Origin of the sequence: Shewanella sp. 10N.261.52.F9, from assembly GCF_041471165.1 — a bacterium.
Taxonomy (GTDB): domain Bacteria; phylum Pseudomonadota; class Gammaproteobacteria; order Enterobacterales; family Shewanellaceae; genus Shewanella; species Shewanella marinintestina.
Genome location: NZ_JBFRNX010000024.1, coordinates 119982 through 138098, shown reverse-complemented (window position 1 = coordinate 138098; position 18117 = coordinate 119982). Strand labels below are relative to the sequence as shown.

Genomic DNA, 18117 nt, shown 5'->3' with positions numbered 1-18117 from the left:
TTTTGTAAGCTCTGCACAATAAAAAGCCCATATTAGTATCGCTACCAATATGGGCTTATCTGTTATGAACTAAGCTAATTTAGAACTGTGAGCGAATAGCAAATACCCATTGAGTATCTTCGCTTTCAATTTGCTCTAATTTTTCCCAATCATACTGGTAACGAATAACCCAAGACCACTGTGGGTTAATTTGATAGCCAAGTGCCAACCAACTTCTAGCGTCATAACGCTCAACACCATCAATGCCAGCGTTACCTTGAACATAAAGCTCACTATACCAATGCTCAGTCATCGGCTTTAATATCGTCATGCTTGCATTGGCAGCCGTGCTGTCTTTATAAGATTTAACAGCAAGATGATTCACTGCGACTTCGGTAAAGACCTGCGTTGATAGCCAGCCTTGGTGCTCCGTCATTAAACCCATTTGATATTGGTAATGGTTAGCTTTACCTTGAGGGGTATCTGTTTTACCGTGATCGACTGAAGCTCTAAAGTTAACTTCACTTGTTGAATACAGGTAACCTAAGTGCCATTTATCGCCATCGAAATTGCTATTAGCTGAAAACTTTTGATGGCTCGTTGCAAAACTACCACCGAGTTTAAAGGTATCGTCGTCAAAACCAATATAGAGTGAAGTATTGAGATTTAAGGGGTCAGCGATATGACGAAAATCATTCGCCAAAACAGGCGCTGATACCACTGAGAGTAATAACAAAGACCCTATAAAAGGACGTAAAGCCTTTACTGACATTATATATACCGTCAAAAAAGCGCTATTATTACTTTAGCGCTAACTATCAGCAAGAGCTTTTACTTTATATTACAAGCGCATAACTCAGAAAGAACATTAGCCCAAGCAGTTAACAGCTGCAACGTGAAGTTAGCGTGTATTGAACACTAAACCACTGGTTTGTTGATCTCATCACCATTAAAATTTAACGTAATGCTTAAGAGATAAAATTTATGCATCAAGTCAGTAAACCTTCACCAATGACGCAAATATGGCATATTGTGTCTATGATCCCTAAAGGTAAAGTGTGTTCATACGGTAAAGTCGCGGACTTAGCTGGTCTCCCAGGGCGGGCTCGCTATGTATCAAAAGCGCTAAAGTCAGCTCCCTCTGAACTTGGACTGCCTTGGCACAGAGTCATTAATAGTCAAGGAAGAATCTCTTTTGCTGAACATAGTGAGGGGTTTATAGAGCAGATGCAGCGACTACGAAGCGAAGAGGTCATCGTTAATCGCGGAAAAGTTAAATTATCTGAGTATGAATGGCATCCCGATATGGCAACATTGGTGCTATCAATGCCATTTTAATGTTTTACCTAAACAAACAGATGCAATCGAAAATACTTATTTAATCCACAGCATTATCAAAGGAGCCGCCTTTGTTTAAACACTTCCCTATATTAGCTGCTGTCAGCTTATTAATTACAAGCCATACAACGCTTGCAGCGCCAACGGCACTGACGCCACATACTGCAGAGTATGAAGTCTATTACGGCAGTATTGAGTTAGGTCGCGCCCGCTATATTCTTGAAGCTCCTGAAGGCAACTTGTTTAAATACCGCTTTGACAGTGATGTCGGTTTATTGATGCTCTCTGATCAGCGCCATATTCGCAGTGAGTTTACACTCGAAGGCACGGATCACCTTGTTCCAATGCGTTACTCTGTTGAGCGAACAGGCACAGGGCCAGGTTTTCGGGAACAAGCCGCCTTTGCTAAAGGGCAAAATGTAGTGCATAGCCGCTATAAAGGAGAACGAGCTAAATTCCCTTACGATACCGAACTCTTTGACCCATTAATGGTGCAATTGCAATTTAGGCTGGATATGCAAGCCGATAAAGAAACACTGCACTACAGCATGGTAAAAGAAGGTGAAGTCGACGATTATGCGTTTAAAATTGTCGGTAAAGAACGGGTAAATATTGACAGTGGTAGTTACCAAACCATTAAGTTTGAAGTGATTAGGGACAGTAAAAAGCGTCAAACATTTTTTTGGATGGCACCAGATTTAGGCTATCTACCAATACGTCTATCGCATTTTGAAAAAGGCAGTAAACAACTCGATATAAAGCTACTTAACTACCGGTTTGAGCCACAAAATAACACAGAACAAGCACTCGTAAATGAGCCTGCTAAAAACACACAAGGTTAAATAAGACAAAATGACAAAACAATGAGTCCAGGGTAGCTGCTCATGTAGCAGTGTAAACTGGGGGATGGGTAAAATTAAGTGATGTCACTTTTTGCCGCTGCTCAATGTGTCGCCCTACACTTAGCGGACTAAGTATAGATGTCAGTTTTATTTGGCTAATATTAGAAACAATCACAAGCGCTCCTAGAGTGTGACCAGAGGCTCATATGTCGGTGCAGCACCACCGATGAGCTAACACAATTTGCAGGCTTCCCGTCAGCAGACTCTGCATTTTGGGTCATTTCGATTAACAGCAATTAGAATCGGATCTTTTAACATCAAAGCTAAATATAAAAAAGCTCGCCAAATAGACTATGACGAGATTTTTATTGATAAGCTTCTAATAAAGCTAACTCAATCACGAGCTAACTAGCTCACCTTTTTTAAACAACTTCCACTCTCCTGGGCTAAGCACATTCCATTGCTCATTTTTAGTCAAAGGGCGAGTTGCAATTACGGTAACCACATCATTAGGTGTGGTTTCTTTATCAAAATCAATCACCACATCGGTATCAATCAATTTTGCTTTGCCAAACGGTGCGCGGCGCGTGATATAGCATAGGTTATTACTGCAATAACTCATTAAATGCTCACCATCACTTAATATCATATTAAACACACCTAAAGCGCGAATTTCATCAGCCAACGTTGAAATGTAATGATATACGGCGACACGATCATCTGGCTCTTTATCACCGAATTTTTCGACAACTTTGTCCATGATCCAACAAAACGCCATTTCACTGTCTGTATCCCCCACAGCGGTAAAGCGTTTGGCAATAAACTTATCCTCATAATCACTTAATTGACCGTTGTGTGCATAGGTCCAGTATTGGCCCCACAACTCACGAGTAAACGGGTGAGTATTTTCAAGTGACACACAGCCTCGGTTTGCTTGACGGATATGACTGACCACTACTTCGCTTTTTATCGGATAGGATTTTATAAGCTGCGCAACATGGGATTCACTGCTCGGGCGCGCATCTTTAAAGGTTCGATTGCCCTTGCCTTCATAAAAAGTAATGCCCCAGCCATCAACATGCGGCCCGGTAACCCCGCCTCTTTCAGCTAGTCCGGTAAAGCTAAATACAATATCAGTCGGAACATTGGCACTCATGGCCAGTAACTCGCACATTAATCTTAATCCCGTTCTATCTACTACTTAATATCTATCATTCTAACCACTTGATCAGCTTTGTGGAATCATAAAGCGTTGCAATTAATTTAAACATTTGTTTGAAAAAGGCTTGTATAAAAATTCACTAAGGTTTAATTTTATGAGACACAGGTCTGACCACGCACTATAATTGTGAGGTAGCACCAAAACAAGTGCCTTTAGGTCAACTTTAGGTCACGCACACAAGGAGAATAACAGTGACGACCCTACTTTGGATTCTGGCAATGATTGTGGCGATAGGTGCTTTTGCTTATCTCAGAGTCTCTCTGCTTACCGCCACCCTAGGCACCGCTATTGTATTAGCAATAGGTACAGGTATCGGCAATGCAAGTGCAATACTTTGGCTAGTTTTTCTAGCTATTGCTCTGCCCCTTAATGTCAGCTCCTTTAGACAAAATATGATCACGCGACCATTGCTTAAAGTGTATCGCGGGATCATGCCTGAAATGTCTTCTACTGAAAAAGAAGCGATTGAAGCAGGAACAACTTGGTGGGAAGCAGACCTATTTGCAGGCAAGCCAGACTGGAATAAACTCCACAACTACCCTAAGGCGACATTAAGTGCTGAAGAACAAGCATTTCTTGACGGTCCGGTAGAAGAAGTTTGCCGCATGTTAAACCAACATCAGGTTTCTCATGAATTAGGTGATTTACCTGAAGAAATTTGGCAATACTTAAAAGACCATGGCTTCTTTGCGATGATCATTAAAAAGAAATACGGCGGTTTAGAATATTCAGCTTATGCCCAGTCTCGTGTACTGCAAAAGCTTGCAGGTTTAAGCAGCGAATTAGCATCAACGGTTGGTGTACCTAACTCTTTAGGCCCAGGTGAACTACTACAGCATTACGGTACTAAAGCTCAGCAAGACCATTATCTCCCCCGCCTAGCGCAAGGATTAGAAGTGCCTTGTTTTGCCTTAACTAGCCCAGAAGCAGGCAGTGATGCAGGCGCAATTCCTGATTTCGGTATTGTGTGTAAAGGCGAATGGGAAGGTGAAGAAGTTCTAGGGATGAAGCTCACTTGGAACAAACGTTACATTACCCTTGCCCCTGTAGCGACTGTTCTTGGCCTTGCATTTAAACTTCGCGACCCAGACCAATTACTGGGTAATCAAGAAGACTTAGGCATTACTTGCGCCCTTATTCCGACTGATATTGAAGGTGTGGAAACAGGTCGCCGTCACTTCCCACTTAACTGTATGTTCCAAAATGGCCCTACCCGCGGTAATGATGTCTTTGTACCACTAAGCTTTATTATTGGCGGCGCCGAAATGGCCGGCCAAGGCTGGAGAATGCTCGTAGAATGTTTATCCGTTGGCCGTGGTATTACTCTGCCATCAAACTCTGCTGGCGGCATTAAAACTGCAGCACTCGCAACCGGCGCCTACGCCCGTATTCGTCGTCAGTTCAAGCTGCCTATCGGTAAACTTGAAGGTATTGAAGAGCCAATGGCACGCATTGGTGGTAACGCTTACCTAATGGATGCGGTAACCTCACTAACGACAACCGGTATTGACCTTGGCGAAAAGCCATCGGTGATTTCAGCCATCGTCAAATATCACCTCACCGACAGAATGCAAAAATGCGTTATCGATGCCATGGATATTCACGGCGGTAAAGGTGTGTGCTTAGGCCCAAATAACTATCTTGGTCGTGGTTATCAGGCAGCACCTATCGCGATTACTGTTGAGGGCGCCAACATTCTTACCCGTTCAATGATTATTTATGGTCAAGGTGCAATTCGCTGCCATCCATATGTATTAGCAGAAATGGAGTCGGCGTTTGACCCAGATGCAAACAAAGGCTTACGTGACTTTGATGCAGCTATTTTTGGCCACATTGGATTTACCACCAGCAACCTAGTACGTAGTTTCTGGATGGGCTTAACTTCAAGCCGTTTCTCTAACGCGCCGTATTCAGATAAAACTAAACGCTACTATCAGCAAATGAACCGCTTTAGTGCAAACTTAGCGTTATTGTCTGACTTAGCTATGGCAACTCTTGGTGGTAACTTGAAGCGTAAAGAGCGTATTTCAGCGCGTCTTGGTGACCTACTGAGCCAGTTGTATCTGGCATCTGCGACACTTAAGCGCTACGAAGATGAAGGTCGTTTAACTGAAGATTTACCACTGGTGCAATGGGCAGTTGAAGACTCACTGTACAAACTACAATCTTCGCTAGATGAGTTACTCGATAACTTCCCTATGGGTCTGGGTATTGGGCTACGTGCAGTGATCTTCCCATTTGGTCGTCCACTTAAGCGCCCCAGTGACATACTTGATCACAAGGTTGCTAAGATCATGCAAACACCTTGTGCCAGCCGTGACCGTTTAGGCAAAGGTCAGTTCTGGACTGCAAGCGAACATAACGCTGTAGGTATTCAAGAAGAAACATTCAAAGATATCTTAGCGTCAGAGCCGATCTACGACAAAGTCTGTAAAGCTGCTGGCAAACGTCTGCCCTTTATGTGGCTTGATAAAGTTGCAGCAGAAGGCAAAGCACTTGGTGTATTGAGCGAGTCTGAAATCGCCCTGCTTGAGCGCGCTGAGATTGGTCGAATGAAGTCAATTAATGTTGATGACTTTGACCCTGAAGAACTAAAAGCACGTACTCTTGAATACGCAAAGCAGGTGCAAGCCGCATAATTGCGAAACAGAGCGCATAGAAAAGGCTTAAGTATTAACTTAAGCCTTTTTTTATACCATTGACTCAAAAGGCTAAGTGCTAAATCAAAACACTAAGCAGCCAATTCAATAGCTTGCTCACGCAGATAGTCCATGCCCGCTAAGAATCCACTAAACATTTTTAACGCAATAAATTGCCCCGCCTCTGTCGTAAAATAACTATCACTTCGCTTAATGAGTGCACCAGAAGCTAATAAATATGCTAACTCAACAGGGAAAGCTTGCCACAAGCTCATACCGGTATGGGCTTTAAACAGATCATTATCTAAATGACCTTTGCCCATCATAATCATTAAATGGTGTTGATTTATCGACTTTACGCTTAGCAATTTATGATGGCTTGTCCCCACGCCACCGTGATTAATTAATTGAATATACTTATCGATATTAAAGCTTGAAACCTGGAATTGCTCACCAAAACGACCAAATGCGCCAGAGCCTACACCAAAGCAGTTTTCGCCATCTAATACATATTTATTCTCGACGGCTTGACCAAAGTTACGGCTATAGGTCCAAGGGAACTCCATTATATAGCGATCTGACATTACCTGCTTAACCGCCAGAAATTGGGGAAATAGCTCTTTAGCTTCGCCCACTAAACATTGAGACTTTTTGCGACTCTTACCTATCCCGATAGTCAACGGGTATGTAGTTATTTGATCAGGCTCCAATTGGATCATCCGCTTAATATCGCTCACCACACTATCTGGAGTCTGGCCTTTGAACCCGTACATTAAGTCCACATTAACCGTAGGAAATAGTTCAATTCCGCGCTTAATATCTATTGCTTGTTCATCGCCAGATCCAAATTTTTCAAAGCGACCACTGGCTTTTAATATTCTATCGTCAAAGCTCTGTAGTCCAATAGACATACGATCTACTAAGCCGTTAAGTATTTCAGGATTACCAGTCCTAAAGTAACTTGGATCGGTTTCGCAAGAGACCTCCCTAACTGTCGTTAAGCTTTTAATTAGCTCGATAGTTTTAACTAATTCATCTTCTAATATTGTCGTTGTACCACCGCCAATATATACCCGGTTAAACCGCAGCCCTCCTTCTATCACACGGCGTATTTCTTTTCGCAATGCTTGAAAATATTCAAGGGCTTTCTCTTGATTGTATTTAATTTTGTGAAACGAGCAGAAACGGCAAAGAGTATGGCAAAAAGGAATGTGAATATAGAGGGTTTCGATATGCTGCTCTAGGGTAAAACCTACTGATGACGTTAAGATCGGCAGCGCTTTCGCATCCGCTAAGCTTAGCGATTGTGTAATCGTACGCTGCATAACAAAATCAAGGCTTTGTGTTGCTAAACTTAAACGTAAATCGGTAAATGACATAACTCACCTTGTGATGATGAATTTACCTGAGCCCAGGTAAGTAAGTATCTAATACCTTACTCTTTGATTATATTAAAAAGTGTGTTGTATGGCTGATGTTTAGTTATCCACTTATCCTCTTATACTAAGTCTGTCACAGAACAACGTATTGATCTCAAAACTTATAAACAATACCAGATGCAAATGCTCTCAGTTTTGAGTTTACTTGTTAGTTAAAGTGGTTGATATCGCAATATAGTTTAAAATTAATACCTATCAGCGATATGCATATATTTGCTCTCAAGGAAATTGTTGCACCATGAAAAAACATACTGTAAAGCTTGGCTTTATTGCCGCAGCACTGATGAACCTCGGCGGTGTATTAATCTTTTCTCGATTTTTCAGTAACTCAATCATTAATCAAGCCGACCCAGTTGTAATGTCAAACTTTGGTTTATTGATGATTTGCGTATGGGGACTTGTTTTTTTGGCTGCAGCATTTATTGAGTCCAATGTGAAATGGCTAGCTGCCGCGTTTACTGTTGAAAAATTGATTTATGTGGTGTCTTGGTGCCGCTGGCTATTTAATAATGACTTAACAAGTGTTTATGAAAAAGACCTATTTGCCGGTATTTTTTACAGCATCTATGGGGTAAACGATTTGATATTTATGATTTTTTTCGCAATGATATTTTTTAGCCAACGCGAAGCTAATCACACAAAAAACTAACGCAGCAAGTAATACTCGATGGCTGTCAAAACTCATCAGATTATTACGTACGCTGCGCTATTTGTTTACCTGCTAATTTTTTTCAATAAATTCAATATCTTTACTATTTCTATGATTAGGCTCATTCTCACTAACGATATCTTGTTTTACAGCGTCTGCGGGGATCAGACTAATCAGCTCAACTCCCGAGAGTAGCTCAAGCTCTGCAGCACTTATTAACCTTACTTTACCGTCTTGCAAATAAATAAGTGGGATCGCGCTTTGGCCATATTGCTCCATAAACATGGTGAAATTAAAGCTATCTGTGAGGCGTGTACTTTTAATACCAGCCCCTTTCGCCATTAAGCTTGCCAGTTTTGAGTAAGAAACACCTTCCCCAAATAAACATAACCGCTTTAAATATGACTCAGATAGCTGATGCCTTGCACTCGATGCTTCACCATTATTGAGACCAAATACTTTTTCTTCGCCAAATACATCTTGAAAATAAAAACTAACTAATGGATTTAGCTGTCTATACGGAGACACGACTAATACTCGTCCGATCCCCGCCATGTTCATATGGTTTTCAGCATGCTCTGACGCTGGATTACCAAAATATACCGGAATATTGTCCATACGAGCCTGCCGTATGTTGTCCCAGTTATTGTCTGCAAGTAATACGGTAACGCCTTTCGATTGTAATGTTTTAGCCAAAGCACGTGAAAAACTCGAGGCACCGAACATTAGTAAACCTTGAGAAGAATCAGCCGTAACACCAAGTATTTTCGCCCATTTTCCCGCCGTGAGACTTTGAATAACAACGGTACCGATAATAATGAGAAACACCAAGGGCACAATCATTTCGGCGCCTTTAATACCAATGGCTTCAAGTTTAATCGCAAACAAAGACGAGACAGCTGCGGCAACAATACCGCGTGGTGCAACCCAGCTTAAAAACCATTTATCACCGCTAGATAAAGACGTCCCTACACCACAACACCAAATACTTAACGGTCTTGCAATAAACATTACCACTGCAAGTAATGCTAAACCTCCCCAACCCAGACTTAGCAATGCATCTGCATTCAAGCGAGCTGCCAATAGAATAAATAACGCCGAAATAAGCAGAACCGTAAGTGTTTCTTTAAACTCTAGAATATCGGCAATATCTACGCCCTTCATATTTGCGAGCCATATTCCCATCACTGTTACTGACAATAGCCCTGCTTCTTCTTGTAACAAGTTCGAGCCAACAAAAACTGCTAACATTAAAGTCAGCACAGCCGTATTGCGTAAGTAATGAGGCAACAGATTATTGCGTAAAACAAGGCCGACTAAATACCCACTAGCCACACCAAAGCCAAGCCCTACCGCGAGCATGGCACTTAATGCATGTAACACATGTGTCGTCGGATCGGCAGCGACTGCAATATATTCAAACACTAAAACAGCGAGTAAAGCCCCAATTGGATCAATGACGATCCCCTCCCAGCGCAATATGCTCGCAAGTTCTGTCTTGGGCCGCACGCTTCGGAGCATTGGCACGATAACCGTAGGCCCTGTAACGACAACCAGTGCACCAAACAACAATGCCATTGACCATTCAAAGTCGAGGAGGTAGAAGGTGCCAACGGTAATACAAGCCCATGTAATCACGGTGCCTAAAGTCACTAGCCGAGTAACCATAGCACCGTGTTCTTGGATCTCTTTGAAGTTTAGGGTTAATGCCCCCTCAAATAAAATAACGGCAACACCCAGAGAAATAATAGGAAAAAGTAAATCGCCAAAAATAACATCTGGCTGTAAAAAACCTAAGCCTGGACCTAATAATAGGCCACAAAGTAATAGCGGTAAGATGGCAGGCAGTCGTAATTTCCAACCTATCCACTGACAAAACAGTGATAAAACACCTAGCAAAGCAAGCATCGCAGTGATCTGCTCCAGCATAGCCTATTTCCTTATCTGAACGTTTCAAGTGAAACGATGTTTGTTAAAACATGCTGTTGAGTGTAAAAACTATAGTCAAACCTGAGTAAAATACGATAACACCAAGAAAAGTAAATCAAAATTATCGTTAAATATTCTAGATGAGTAAGATTAAAGCTAACCAGGATTATACTTAAGGGTTAATTTAGAGAGCTGCAACTGCGTTAGTAAACATTCAATGACGGACTCGAGCCGTTAAGCAATAAGTCATCATTTAAGCAGAGAAAAATCGGTAAGAGAAATTAGGAGTGAAAAGTGAACAATACCTGCGAATTATCGATTGCTGATTTAAATCCTATTTGCAGAGCTAATGTGTCACGATATTAATGGAGTGATGCTAAATGAATTTTTCAATGTAAATTACAGATAATTCTACTTGTTCCGTTAAACTTGGTTATCAGCTCCTCAAGAACATCAATCTAGTAACGAAAAAAGCCTTCACATTTGTGAAGGCTTTTTCCTTTATGTTGGCGGAGCGGACGGGACTCGAACCCGCGACCCCCGGCGTGACAGGCCGGTATTCTAACCAACTGAACTACCGCTCCTAAACTTTTAAGAAATCAGTGTTTCGATTTCTAAAGTCATTGTTATGTCACTAACATGACTTATTACTAACTAATAATTAGTTAGCTCTACTAAATTGGCGGAGCGGACGGGACTCGAACCCGCGACCCCCGGCGTGACAGGCCGGTATTCTAACCAACTGAACTACCGCTCCAAAACTTTTAGAAATCCTGTTTGGACCTCCAGCTACTTGTTATGTCACTAACAAATAACTAAAATTTAGCACTTGATTGGCGGAGCGGACGGGACTCGAACCCGCGACCCCCGGCGTGACAGGCCGGTATTCTAACCAACTGAACTACCGCTCCACATCAAGTGCGGTGAATAATACGTAGAGAGAGGTAGTCCGTCAATAATTTTTTATAAGATTTTTACTGACTAGTCGAAAAACGAACAATCCGATTTAAAGTTAAACATTTACCACTCTAAAATGAGGTTTTAAACAGCTTTGGTTTCAAGCAGCTAAGGAGCATTTTCGACAGTGTTTGCTACGTTTTCATTTTCAAACGTCTATATATTCATTAAATGACGCTTTTTTCATACTTTATCCTGATGCCTTTTTAACGCTATGATTTACTAGAAAAGCTTTCGTCATTTGCCTCAGGCATTGTCAAATCAATTTGATCAAGCTCAAGTAACATTTTCTCTCGGCGAACTTCTTTTTCTAAGCGCTCTTCTGTGGCTGCTAACGCCTTTTTAAGGTTACTGCGTTTACGCATAATGAGTAGCACTAATACACCCAACAATATCAATGCGCCATTTATCGAAGCAATTAACACAATAGCTTTATCTTTTGCCTGCTGTTCTTGCACTCTAGCAACGGCGTCAGCTTTAGCAGCTAACTCTTCTTTACTTGGTGGTGGTTCCGGAGGCCTTACCAAATTAAAAAATAGTTCAGGCAAACTTAGGTATATTTCGCGGCTATTAACAGTCGTAGTTACAGCATTAATTTTGATGTTATAACTGCCAAAGTCTATCACTTTAGGTAAAGCAATCTTTGTTTGCGCTTGATTGAAATCAGTCAGCTGTACGGGAACTCTTTTACCGGTTGGTCCTAAGATTTCCAAATCAAGGTGGGTCTGTTCAAGTTTGATAACTTGTTCATCAAGGCTAATATTTAGCGTCCAAATACCGCTATTTGGATCATCTGGAGTTAACAGCTCAATGTCGATAGGACGTTTAGAGAGTCTAAAAGCTTGATTGTATTCACGGTCAAGCACTGCATTCTTTGCTCTTACTTGCAGCGTATAATCGCCCCAAGGTTGCTCTAGGTCTAAGTCACTGGTAAAAACCCCATCATCAGGACGTTCATCGAGTTCTTCACCATTATCTCGGTAAGCGCCGACGATAAAAGTACCTGCAACATAATTTTCATCAGCGGGATTATTCTCACTAATAAAACGTGCAGTCCAGTTCATCATAAAATCTAAGCCTGGTAAGCGAACTTTCTCTTCGTCGCCAAGTAACCTTGCGGTTACTTTTACTCGCTCACCTTGAAACAAAGGTTGCGGGAGGGGGTCAACATCAATCGATAAAGTAGACACTTTATCGATAACTGAGCCATCAACAACTTGGCCAATTAACTGCCAAGGGCCTGGCATAGGCTTTTTTATGGTGATCATGTCACCAGTCAACCCTTCCATCCAGCTCACGCTATCATCTGGGAAGCGGTTTACATACCATTTACTACCGTCAGGGCGAACGATAATAACCGGCGCACTACCATACTCTCTATGAATAAGTAACGTCATCGAGTCGACCATATGATCGACTCTGAAGCGGTTTTTTAATTCTGAAGCATTTTTAGATAACAGTACGTCAGCTATCGCAACACTGCTAAATAAAAAATAGCTAATAAAAAAAACAACAAAAAAGTTAACTCTTCTAGTCATAGAGAGGCTCATAAAATGAGGATTATCCGCGCCAGAGGCATTGTCCTGATTTAGCGACTAAATCTAATCGCTCTTCATGTCTTATCAGTTCATCGGCCGTTGCAGCGATCACTTTAAGTTTTGTTCTCTCTGAGCTTAAACGATTTATCCCGCCGCCCTCTTGGCCTGCCTTTTCACTTGAAAGATTAAATTTAGTCTGACCACCTGTCATCAACAGATATACGTCAGCCAAAATCTCAGCATCGAGTAATGCACCGTGGAGATCACGAGCGGAGTTATCAATGCCGTAACGCTTACATAAGGCATCTAGGTTATTCTTTTGACCTGGGTGCAAGAACTTGGCGATTTCCAGCGAATCAAGCACTTGGCAAATATCAGCTGTTTTCGGCCCTAAAGGCTGCAACATCGAAAATTCATGGTCCATAAAGCTAACGTCGAAGTTCGCGTTATGTGCCACAATTTCTGCGCCATCAATAAACTCTATAAAACTCTGCGCAACTTGATGAAACTTAGGTTTATCTGCAACAAATTCGTTAGTGATACCGTGAACCGCAATCGCTTCTTCATCAATCGGTTGTTGCGGATTGATATACTCATGATAATGGCGACCAGTCAGACGACGGTTAATAACTTCAACACAACCAATTTCAATAATTCTGTGGCCTAAATAAATTGGACCGCTCGATTGGTTCATACCAGTGGTTTCGGTATCGAGAATAATTTGTCGCTTCGCGCTTGAAACAATATTCATATGAATTTTTACATTTCTCAGTTAAATTTTTTGGGTATACTCGCCCAGCAATTATAGCTATGGTAGCAACTTGATGACTGGACTGAAACAGATCTCTATCTATACCGACGGTTCTTGCCTCGGAAATCCTGGCCCCGGCGGTTATGGCATCGTTTTAAAGTATAAAAAGCAAACAAAAGAGCTAGCAGATGGCTTTACGTTAACCACTAACAACCGCATGGAGTTACTCGCGCCTATTATTGCTCTCGAAGTGCTAAAAGTCCCGTGCCAAGTGATCCTGACTAGTGATAGCCAATATATGCGCCAAGGGATCACGCAATGGATCCACGGCTGGAAACGTAAAGGCTGGATCACATCGGCCAATCAACCGGTAAAAAATGTCGATTTGTGGCAACGCTTAGACGCTGTTTCACAGCGACACCAGATAGACTGGCGCTGGGTCAAAGGCCACGCCGGCCATACAGAAAACGAGCGTTGTGACGAACTTGCTCGTCAAGCTGCTGAAGCTAAACCATCACAAGAAGATAGCGGTTATATTAGCCAACAAAGTTAACCATCAGTGTTAAGAAACATTTGATTAAACTTTATAAACTCTAGGCCTATCGGCGTGAAGTTACGGCTTTTATGGTGTATTCGATAAAACTTACGTTCTAACGATAACCCTTCCACATGAATAACAGCTAATTCTTTTCGAATTAGCTCTTTTTCAAGCGTCAATTCAGATAAGACGCCCAGACCTGCGCCCTGCTTTACCGCTTGTTTTATCGCATCAGGAGTTGAGAAGCGAAATTTTTCTTGTGGTTGCATATCGAGTGCATTAGCTGCATTAACAAAATAATCGCGTGTACCAGAACCTTCTTCTCGCATCACCCACGGCATATTTCGAAGTTCAGTTGGCGTCACGGTTTTACCCGCTAGCGGGTTTGCTGGATGACAAAACACCAATAACTTATCTTTATGCCAGGCTTCAGTTGCAATACGGCTATCAAGACATTGTCCTTCAATAAAGCCCATTTCGCTTCTAAATTCGAGAACCGAATTAATCACAGCTTGGCTATTATCAATATCAACATTGACAAGCGTATTAGTGTGTTGCTGACAAAATGCAACGGCACTTCTTGCTAACAGATAATTACCAATTGTTGAGCTAGCACTTACGTTAAGTGTTCCGCCAAGCTCAGCCCCAGCATGAGAAAAAGTATGTTCAATTTGTTCAATTTTTTGCAGTGCCTCTGTTGCTAATGGCAACAGTAAGCTCCCTTGAGAATTTAAGCGTAGTCGATTACCGATACGTTCAAATAATCGAGTATCAAGCTGTTTTTCTAGCTCTGACAATGCCATTGATGCAGCCGGAGATGACAAATTAACCATTTCAGCAGCTTTTGCAACTTGTCCACTGCGAGCCACGGCTTCAAAAATGGCGAGTTGTTTTAGTGTAATGCGCATCAAATCTCTTACTTAGTCATTTACTGATTAATATTATCTATCAAATACAGTCGTTGATATGCAATTGTATGGCAATTAACGTTAATTTGATGATTTAGACGCATGTCCCGTACGACCAGCACTTGGGGCTGTCGACCAATTAGGTTGTTTTACTTTGCGTTTGGCTTGGATCGGCGTTAACGGACTTTCTAGCTTTTTTGCTACCAGCACATAAATACTACCACTACTTGGTAACCACGACTTAAGCGCATGAGACCAGATATTGTGTGGTTTCACTTCACTGAGCAGATGGTGATGTAACAAACGCTCGTCTGCTACAACTTGATATCCAAGCAGGCCTAACCAATCTTTAACTCTCGAAGGGGTAAAGAAACGACCATTCCACGGGATTTCTCGCTGATATTTTGGCAGTACTTGCCCCAAAAACATCGGACTTAAGGGGTTAAAGCCACTAATTATTAGGTGTCCGCCCGATACCAGCACACGATCCACTTCTCTAAGCAATCGATAAGGGTCGGATTCGAACTCTAAGATAAAGTTCATTACCACGGCATCAACACTGACATTTTGAATCGGTAACTGACTAAAGTCACCTTTGATACAAGCTTCTGATTCATCAAATAACGAGTATTGTCGACTAATTCCTACATTGGTTTTCGCCATTTTATGGCTAAGCGGTCCGAGATTTAGCATGTAGTAACCAAAAATTCTTGGCCACCATAAAGACAACGCCTCTTCAACGCTTTCACGAATAACGGGGCCATTAGGAAGCTCTGACCAATGATAAGGTTTTAGCGGTAATTCAGACTGTGACAAATCAATCTCCAAAATCACTGATATGCTACTTTAATAACGAAAGGCATATACAAGCAATAGATTTGGTCAGTAAACTTGTTAAAGCGCGCAAATAATATAAGTCGCGCAGTTAATTTCTAACATAGAGAGTATCGATATGCTGCACATCACTCCATTACCTGCGTTTACCGACAATTATATCTGGGCGTTTCAAACTGAGCAAAGTTCGGGCGTGTATGTTGTTGACCCCGGTGACGCTCAGGTGGTTATTAACTATTTAACTGAGCAACAGCTACCGCTTCTAGGTATTTTGATCACCCACCACCATGAGGACCATACCGGCGGAATTAAGCAGCTTATTAACCGATATGGTGACAAGATTAACGTTTACGGCCCTCAAGCAGAAAACATCTCTGGAGTAAACCATCCAATATCAACTAATGCTGAAATTGAACTGCAAGGTATCACGCTAAAAGCCAAAGTCACTCAAGTACCAGGGCATACTTTAGGACATATTACTTACTTAATCGAAGATGTGCTTTTTTGTGGCGATACCTTATTTAGTGGTGGCTGTGGTCGTTTGTTTGAAGGAACTGCCGAGCAAATGTTCCACTCATTAACAGAGCTTAGTCAGCTTCCCGACAATACCCGCGTATGCTGCGCTCATGAATACACGTTAGCGAACCTTAAGTTTGCTAAAGCGGTTGAACCTAACAATGCTGCACTTATTCAATATTCCAATAATGCGGCAGCTATTCGAGAGCAAAATAAGCCCACATTACCGTCATCAATTGGTTTAGAAAAAGCGATAAACCCATTTTTACGCAGCGATAGTACAGAAATTCAACAAATTTTAGCCGTTCAATTCCAACAACCTATCGAAAATACACTGCAAAGCTTCGCACTTCTGCGTCAATGGAAAGACAATTTCTAAAAAACAATCTACAATAGCCCGCTATTCCAGTGCCACTAAGCCAGATTAAATCTGGCTTTTTTGAGCCTAATTAGAGGACACACATTTTAAATGCGCGTACCATTTTTATTCGTCGCGGGGGGCATTGCCCTGCTGACAGGTTGTCAAACTTTGGACAGCCAGAAGACTTCTGAAGGGATCCCCGCTACACCCGTAGCGATTGAAAAAGTCACCATTGAACCTGTTGCTCCAGTTATTGAAGAAACAGTAGAGATCACCGATATCTGGCAACGGATCCGTCTTGATATGCAAATGGACGTTCCAGATGAAAAACTCGTACGCCAATATCGTGATTGGTATATCAAGCATCCTCAACATTTAGAACGTGTATCTGAACGTGCTACGCCATTTATGTATCTTATTGTTGAAGAGATTGAAAAGCGTAACTTACCTATCGAACTCGCTTTACTACCCATTGTAGAAAGTGCATTTGATCCTTTTGCATACTCACACGGTGCCGCATCGGGTCTATGGCAGTTTACCTCGCCGATGGCTCGTCACTTTGGTCTACAAATGAACTGGTGGTACGACGGGCGACGTGATGTACCAGCCGCGACAACCGCAGCATTAGATATGCTTGAATATCTTCACGGTAAGACAGGTCAAAACTGGTTGTATGCTATTGCTGCCTATAACACAGGTGAAGGTCGCGTAATCAACGCTGCTAAGCGTAATAAGAAAAAAGGTATATCAACCGATTTCTTTAGCCTTAACTTACCCAGAGAGACTGAGCGCTATGTACCTCAGTTACTTGCATTAGCTGATGTAATTAAAAATGCTGATAAGTACGGTATTAAACTCACACCAATTACCAACGAGCCACAAATTGAAATTGTCGATATTGGAAGCCAGATTGATTTAGCTTTAGCAGCTGATATCGCTAACATGACAACTTCAGAACTACATAAACTAAATCCTGGTTACAATCGCTGGGCTACCGCACCCGAAGGCCCACATAAGCTTGTACTACCCGTAGAAAAGGCTGATGCGTTTAAAATCGCATTAAACAAAACCCATACTAATGAACGCCTAAATTGGGAGCGTTATAAGATTAAATCGGGTGATAGTTTAGGTATTATTGCTAAGCGTTATAAAACGACAATTTCAGCACTTAAATCCGTCAACGATATTAAAGGCAACACCATTGTTGCTGGTAAGTTTTTGCTTATTCCAGTGTCAGCTAAAAACCTCGACGAATACTTGTTGTCAGCAGATCAGCGTTTAAACCGCCAACAAAACAAGGCTCGTGGTTCAAGTAAAATTACATACAAAGTGAAGTCTGGCGACTCACTATGGAAAATAGCCAAGCAACATAAAGTAAAAACAGCTCAACTTGCTAGCTGGAACAGCATGGCGCCTAAAGATCCGCTACAAATCGGCCAAAAGCTAGTGATTTGGTCAGGCACTCGCTCTACAAGCAGCCAAGGTCTAAGTGAAGTCATGCGCACCGTTAATTACAAAGTGCGTAATGGTGATTCTTTAGCACGTATCGCAGGCAAGTTTAATGTTAGCGTAAACGATTTAGTTCGCTGGAATTCACTAGAGAAAAGCAAATATATACAGCCAGGACAAATGTTAAAGTTGTATGTAGATATGACTAAGGTCAGAGCTTAGGGATTA

The 18117-nt window shown here is 41.8% G+C and carries 15 protein-coding genes and 3 tRNA genes; 7 read left to right on the top strand and 11 right to left on the bottom strand.

Going from position 1 to position 18117, the window contains the following annotated elements; all coding sequences use genetic code 11:
* Nucleotides 1–79 precede the first annotated feature (79 nt).
* Nucleotides 80–751 carry a hypothetical protein gene (locus AB4298_RS16820; RefSeq protein ID WP_371987580.1) on the bottom strand — a complete coding sequence of 224 codons (672 nt, stop codon included), beginning with the start codon at nt 749–751 and terminating at the stop codon, nt 80–82.
* Nucleotides 752–963: 212 nt separating this feature from the next.
* Between AB4298_RS16820 and AB4298_RS16815 the strand changes: the two genes are divergently transcribed.
* Entirely contained in the window at nt 964–1317 is a 354-nt protein-coding gene (locus AB4298_RS16815; protein ID WP_371987578.1) for an MGMT family protein, read from the top strand.
* A 71-nt stretch (nt 1318–1388) separates the two neighbouring features.
* The gene (locus AB4298_RS16810; protein ID WP_371987577.1) at nt 1389–2159 is read left to right on the top strand and encodes a DUF3108 domain-containing protein; all 771 of its coding nucleotides are present in this window, start codon (nt 1389–1391) and stop codon (nt 2157–2159) included.
* A gap of 397 nt (nt 2160–2556) precedes the next feature.
* On the opposite strand, the gene AB4298_RS16805 is transcribed toward AB4298_RS16810, so the two are convergent.
* Nucleotides 2557–3333, bottom strand: coding sequence for a class II glutamine amidotransferase (locus AB4298_RS16805; protein ID WP_371987575.1), 777 nt, complete (start codon nt 3331–3333; stop codon nt 2557–2559).
* 239 nt (nt 3334–3572) lie between these two features.
* Here AB4298_RS16805 and fadE point away from each other — a divergent pair, with 239 nt between their 5' ends.
* Nucleotides 3573–6020 (top strand): acyl-CoA dehydrogenase FadE, encoded by a 2448-nt coding sequence (gene fadE, locus AB4298_RS16800; RefSeq protein WP_371987574.1) that lies wholly within the window; start codon nt 3573–3575, stop codon nt 6018–6020.
* A gap of 92 nt (nt 6021–6112) precedes the next feature.
* Here fadE and AB4298_RS16795 read toward each other — a convergent pair whose 3' ends face one another.
* Nucleotides 6113–7399, bottom strand: coding sequence for a coproporphyrinogen III oxidase family protein (locus tag AB4298_RS16795; RefSeq protein ID WP_371987573.1), 1287 nt, complete (start codon nt 7397–7399; stop codon nt 6113–6115).
* 298 nt (nt 7400–7697) lie between these two features.
* Here AB4298_RS16795 and AB4298_RS16790 point away from each other — a divergent pair, with 298 nt between their 5' ends.
* Nucleotides 7698–8108 carry a hypothetical protein gene (locus tag AB4298_RS16790; RefSeq protein ID WP_371987572.1) on the top strand — a complete coding sequence of 137 codons (411 nt, stop codon included), beginning with the start codon at nt 7698–7700 and terminating at the stop codon, nt 8106–8108.
* A 72-nt stretch (nt 8109–8180) separates the two neighbouring features.
* Here AB4298_RS16790 and AB4298_RS16785 read toward each other — a convergent pair whose 3' ends face one another.
* The 6 genes from AB4298_RS16785 to dnaQ all read right to left on the bottom strand — a co-directional run bounded on the left by AB4298_RS16785 (nt 8181) and on the right by dnaQ (nt 13283).
* Entirely contained in the window at nt 8181–10037 is a 1857-nt protein-coding gene (locus AB4298_RS16785; protein WP_371987571.1) for a cation:proton antiporter, read from the bottom strand.
* A 507-nt stretch (nt 10038–10544) separates the two neighbouring features.
* Nucleotides 10545–10621: transfer RNA gene (locus AB4298_RS16780), tRNA-Asp, on the bottom strand.
* 96 nt (nt 10622–10717) lie between these two features.
* Nucleotides 10718–10794 (bottom strand) — tRNA-Asp (locus AB4298_RS16775).
* A 77-nt stretch (nt 10795–10871) separates the two neighbouring features.
* Nucleotides 10872–10948: transfer RNA gene (locus AB4298_RS16770), tRNA-Asp, on the bottom strand.
* A gap of 258 nt (nt 10949–11206) precedes the next feature.
* Nucleotides 11207–12532 (bottom strand): TIGR03503 family protein, encoded by a 1326-nt coding sequence (locus AB4298_RS16765; protein ID WP_371987570.1) that lies wholly within the window; start codon nt 12530–12532, stop codon nt 11207–11209.
* Nucleotides 12533–12554: 22 nt separating this feature from the next.
* Entirely contained in the window at nt 12555–13283 is a 729-nt protein-coding gene (gene dnaQ, locus AB4298_RS16760) for a DNA polymerase III subunit epsilon (RefSeq protein WP_248997352.1), read from the bottom strand.
* A gap of 73 nt (nt 13284–13356) precedes the next feature.
* On the opposite strand from dnaQ, the gene rnhA reads away from it, so the two are divergent.
* Nucleotides 13357–13836, top strand: coding sequence for a ribonuclease HI (rnhA, locus tag AB4298_RS16755; protein WP_248997353.1), 480 nt, complete (start codon nt 13357–13359; stop codon nt 13834–13836).
* Here rnhA and AB4298_RS16750 read toward each other — a convergent pair.
* Both AB4298_RS16750 and AB4298_RS16745 read right to left on the bottom strand, forming a co-directional pair.
* A complete protein-coding gene (locus AB4298_RS16750; RefSeq protein WP_248997354.1) occupies nt 13833–14729 on the bottom strand; it encodes a LysR substrate-binding domain-containing protein in 897 nt (298 codons plus the stop codon). The two genes, rnhA and AB4298_RS16750, sit on opposite strands and share 4 nt — an antisense overlap.
* Nucleotides 14730–14810: 81 nt before the next feature.
* A complete protein-coding gene (locus tag AB4298_RS16745; protein ID WP_248997355.1) occupies nt 14811–15545 on the bottom strand; it encodes a class I SAM-dependent methyltransferase in 735 nt (244 codons plus the stop codon).
* Nucleotides 15546–15681: 136 nt separating this feature from the next.
* Here AB4298_RS16745 and gloB point away from each other — a divergent pair, with 136 nt between their 5' ends.
* On the top strand, nt 15682–16458 hold the full coding sequence (gene gloB, locus AB4298_RS16740) for a hydroxyacylglutathione hydrolase (protein WP_371987569.1): 777 nt from the start codon (nt 15682–15684) through the stop codon (nt 16456–16458).
* 90 nt (nt 16459–16548) lie between these two features.
* Nucleotides 16549–18111, top strand: coding sequence for a lytic transglycosylase (locus AB4298_RS16735; protein WP_248997357.1), 1563 nt, complete (start codon nt 16549–16551; stop codon nt 18109–18111).
* The last annotated feature ends 6 nt before the right edge of the window (nt 18112–18117 follow it).

Coding starts and splice junctions, on each gene's coding strand:
- AB4298_RS16820 (WP_371987580.1), bottom strand. CDS start 751: ATGTCAGTAAAGGCTTTACGTCCTTTTATAGGGTCTTTGTTATTACTC.
- AB4298_RS16795 (WP_371987573.1), bottom strand. CDS start 7,399: ATGTCATTTACCGATTTACGTTTAAGTTTAGCAACACAAAGCCTTGAT.
- gloB (WP_371987569.1), top strand. CDS start 15,682: ATGCTGCACATCACTCCATTACCTGCGTTTACCGACAATTATATCTGG.
- AB4298_RS16790 (WP_371987572.1), top strand. CDS start 7,698: ATGAAAAAACATACTGTAAAGCTTGGCTTTATTGCCGCAGCACTGATG.
- AB4298_RS16785 (WP_371987571.1), bottom strand. CDS start 10,037: ATGCTGGAGCAGATCACTGCGATGCTTGCTTTGCTAGGTGTTTTATCA.
- AB4298_RS16750 (WP_248997354.1), bottom strand. CDS start 14,729: ATGCGCATTACACTAAAACAACTCGCCATTTTTGAAGCCGTGGCTCGC.
- dnaQ (WP_248997352.1), bottom strand. CDS start 13,283: ATGAATATTGTTTCAAGCGCGAAGCGACAAATTATTCTCGATACCGAA.
- AB4298_RS16815 (WP_371987578.1), top strand. CDS start 964: ATGCATCAAGTCAGTAAACCTTCACCAATGACGCAAATATGGCATATT.
- AB4298_RS16765 (WP_371987570.1), bottom strand. CDS start 12,532: ATGACTAGAAGAGTTAACTTTTTTGTTGTTTTTTTTATTAGCTATTTT.
- rnhA (WP_248997353.1), top strand. CDS start 13,357: ATGACTGGACTGAAACAGATCTCTATCTATACCGACGGTTCTTGCCTC.
- AB4298_RS16735 (WP_248997357.1), top strand. CDS start 16,549: ATGCGCGTACCATTTTTATTCGTCGCGGGGGGCATTGCCCTGCTGACA.
- AB4298_RS16805 (WP_371987575.1), bottom strand. CDS start 3,333: ATGTGCGAGTTACTGGCCATGAGTGCCAATGTTCCGACTGATATTGTA.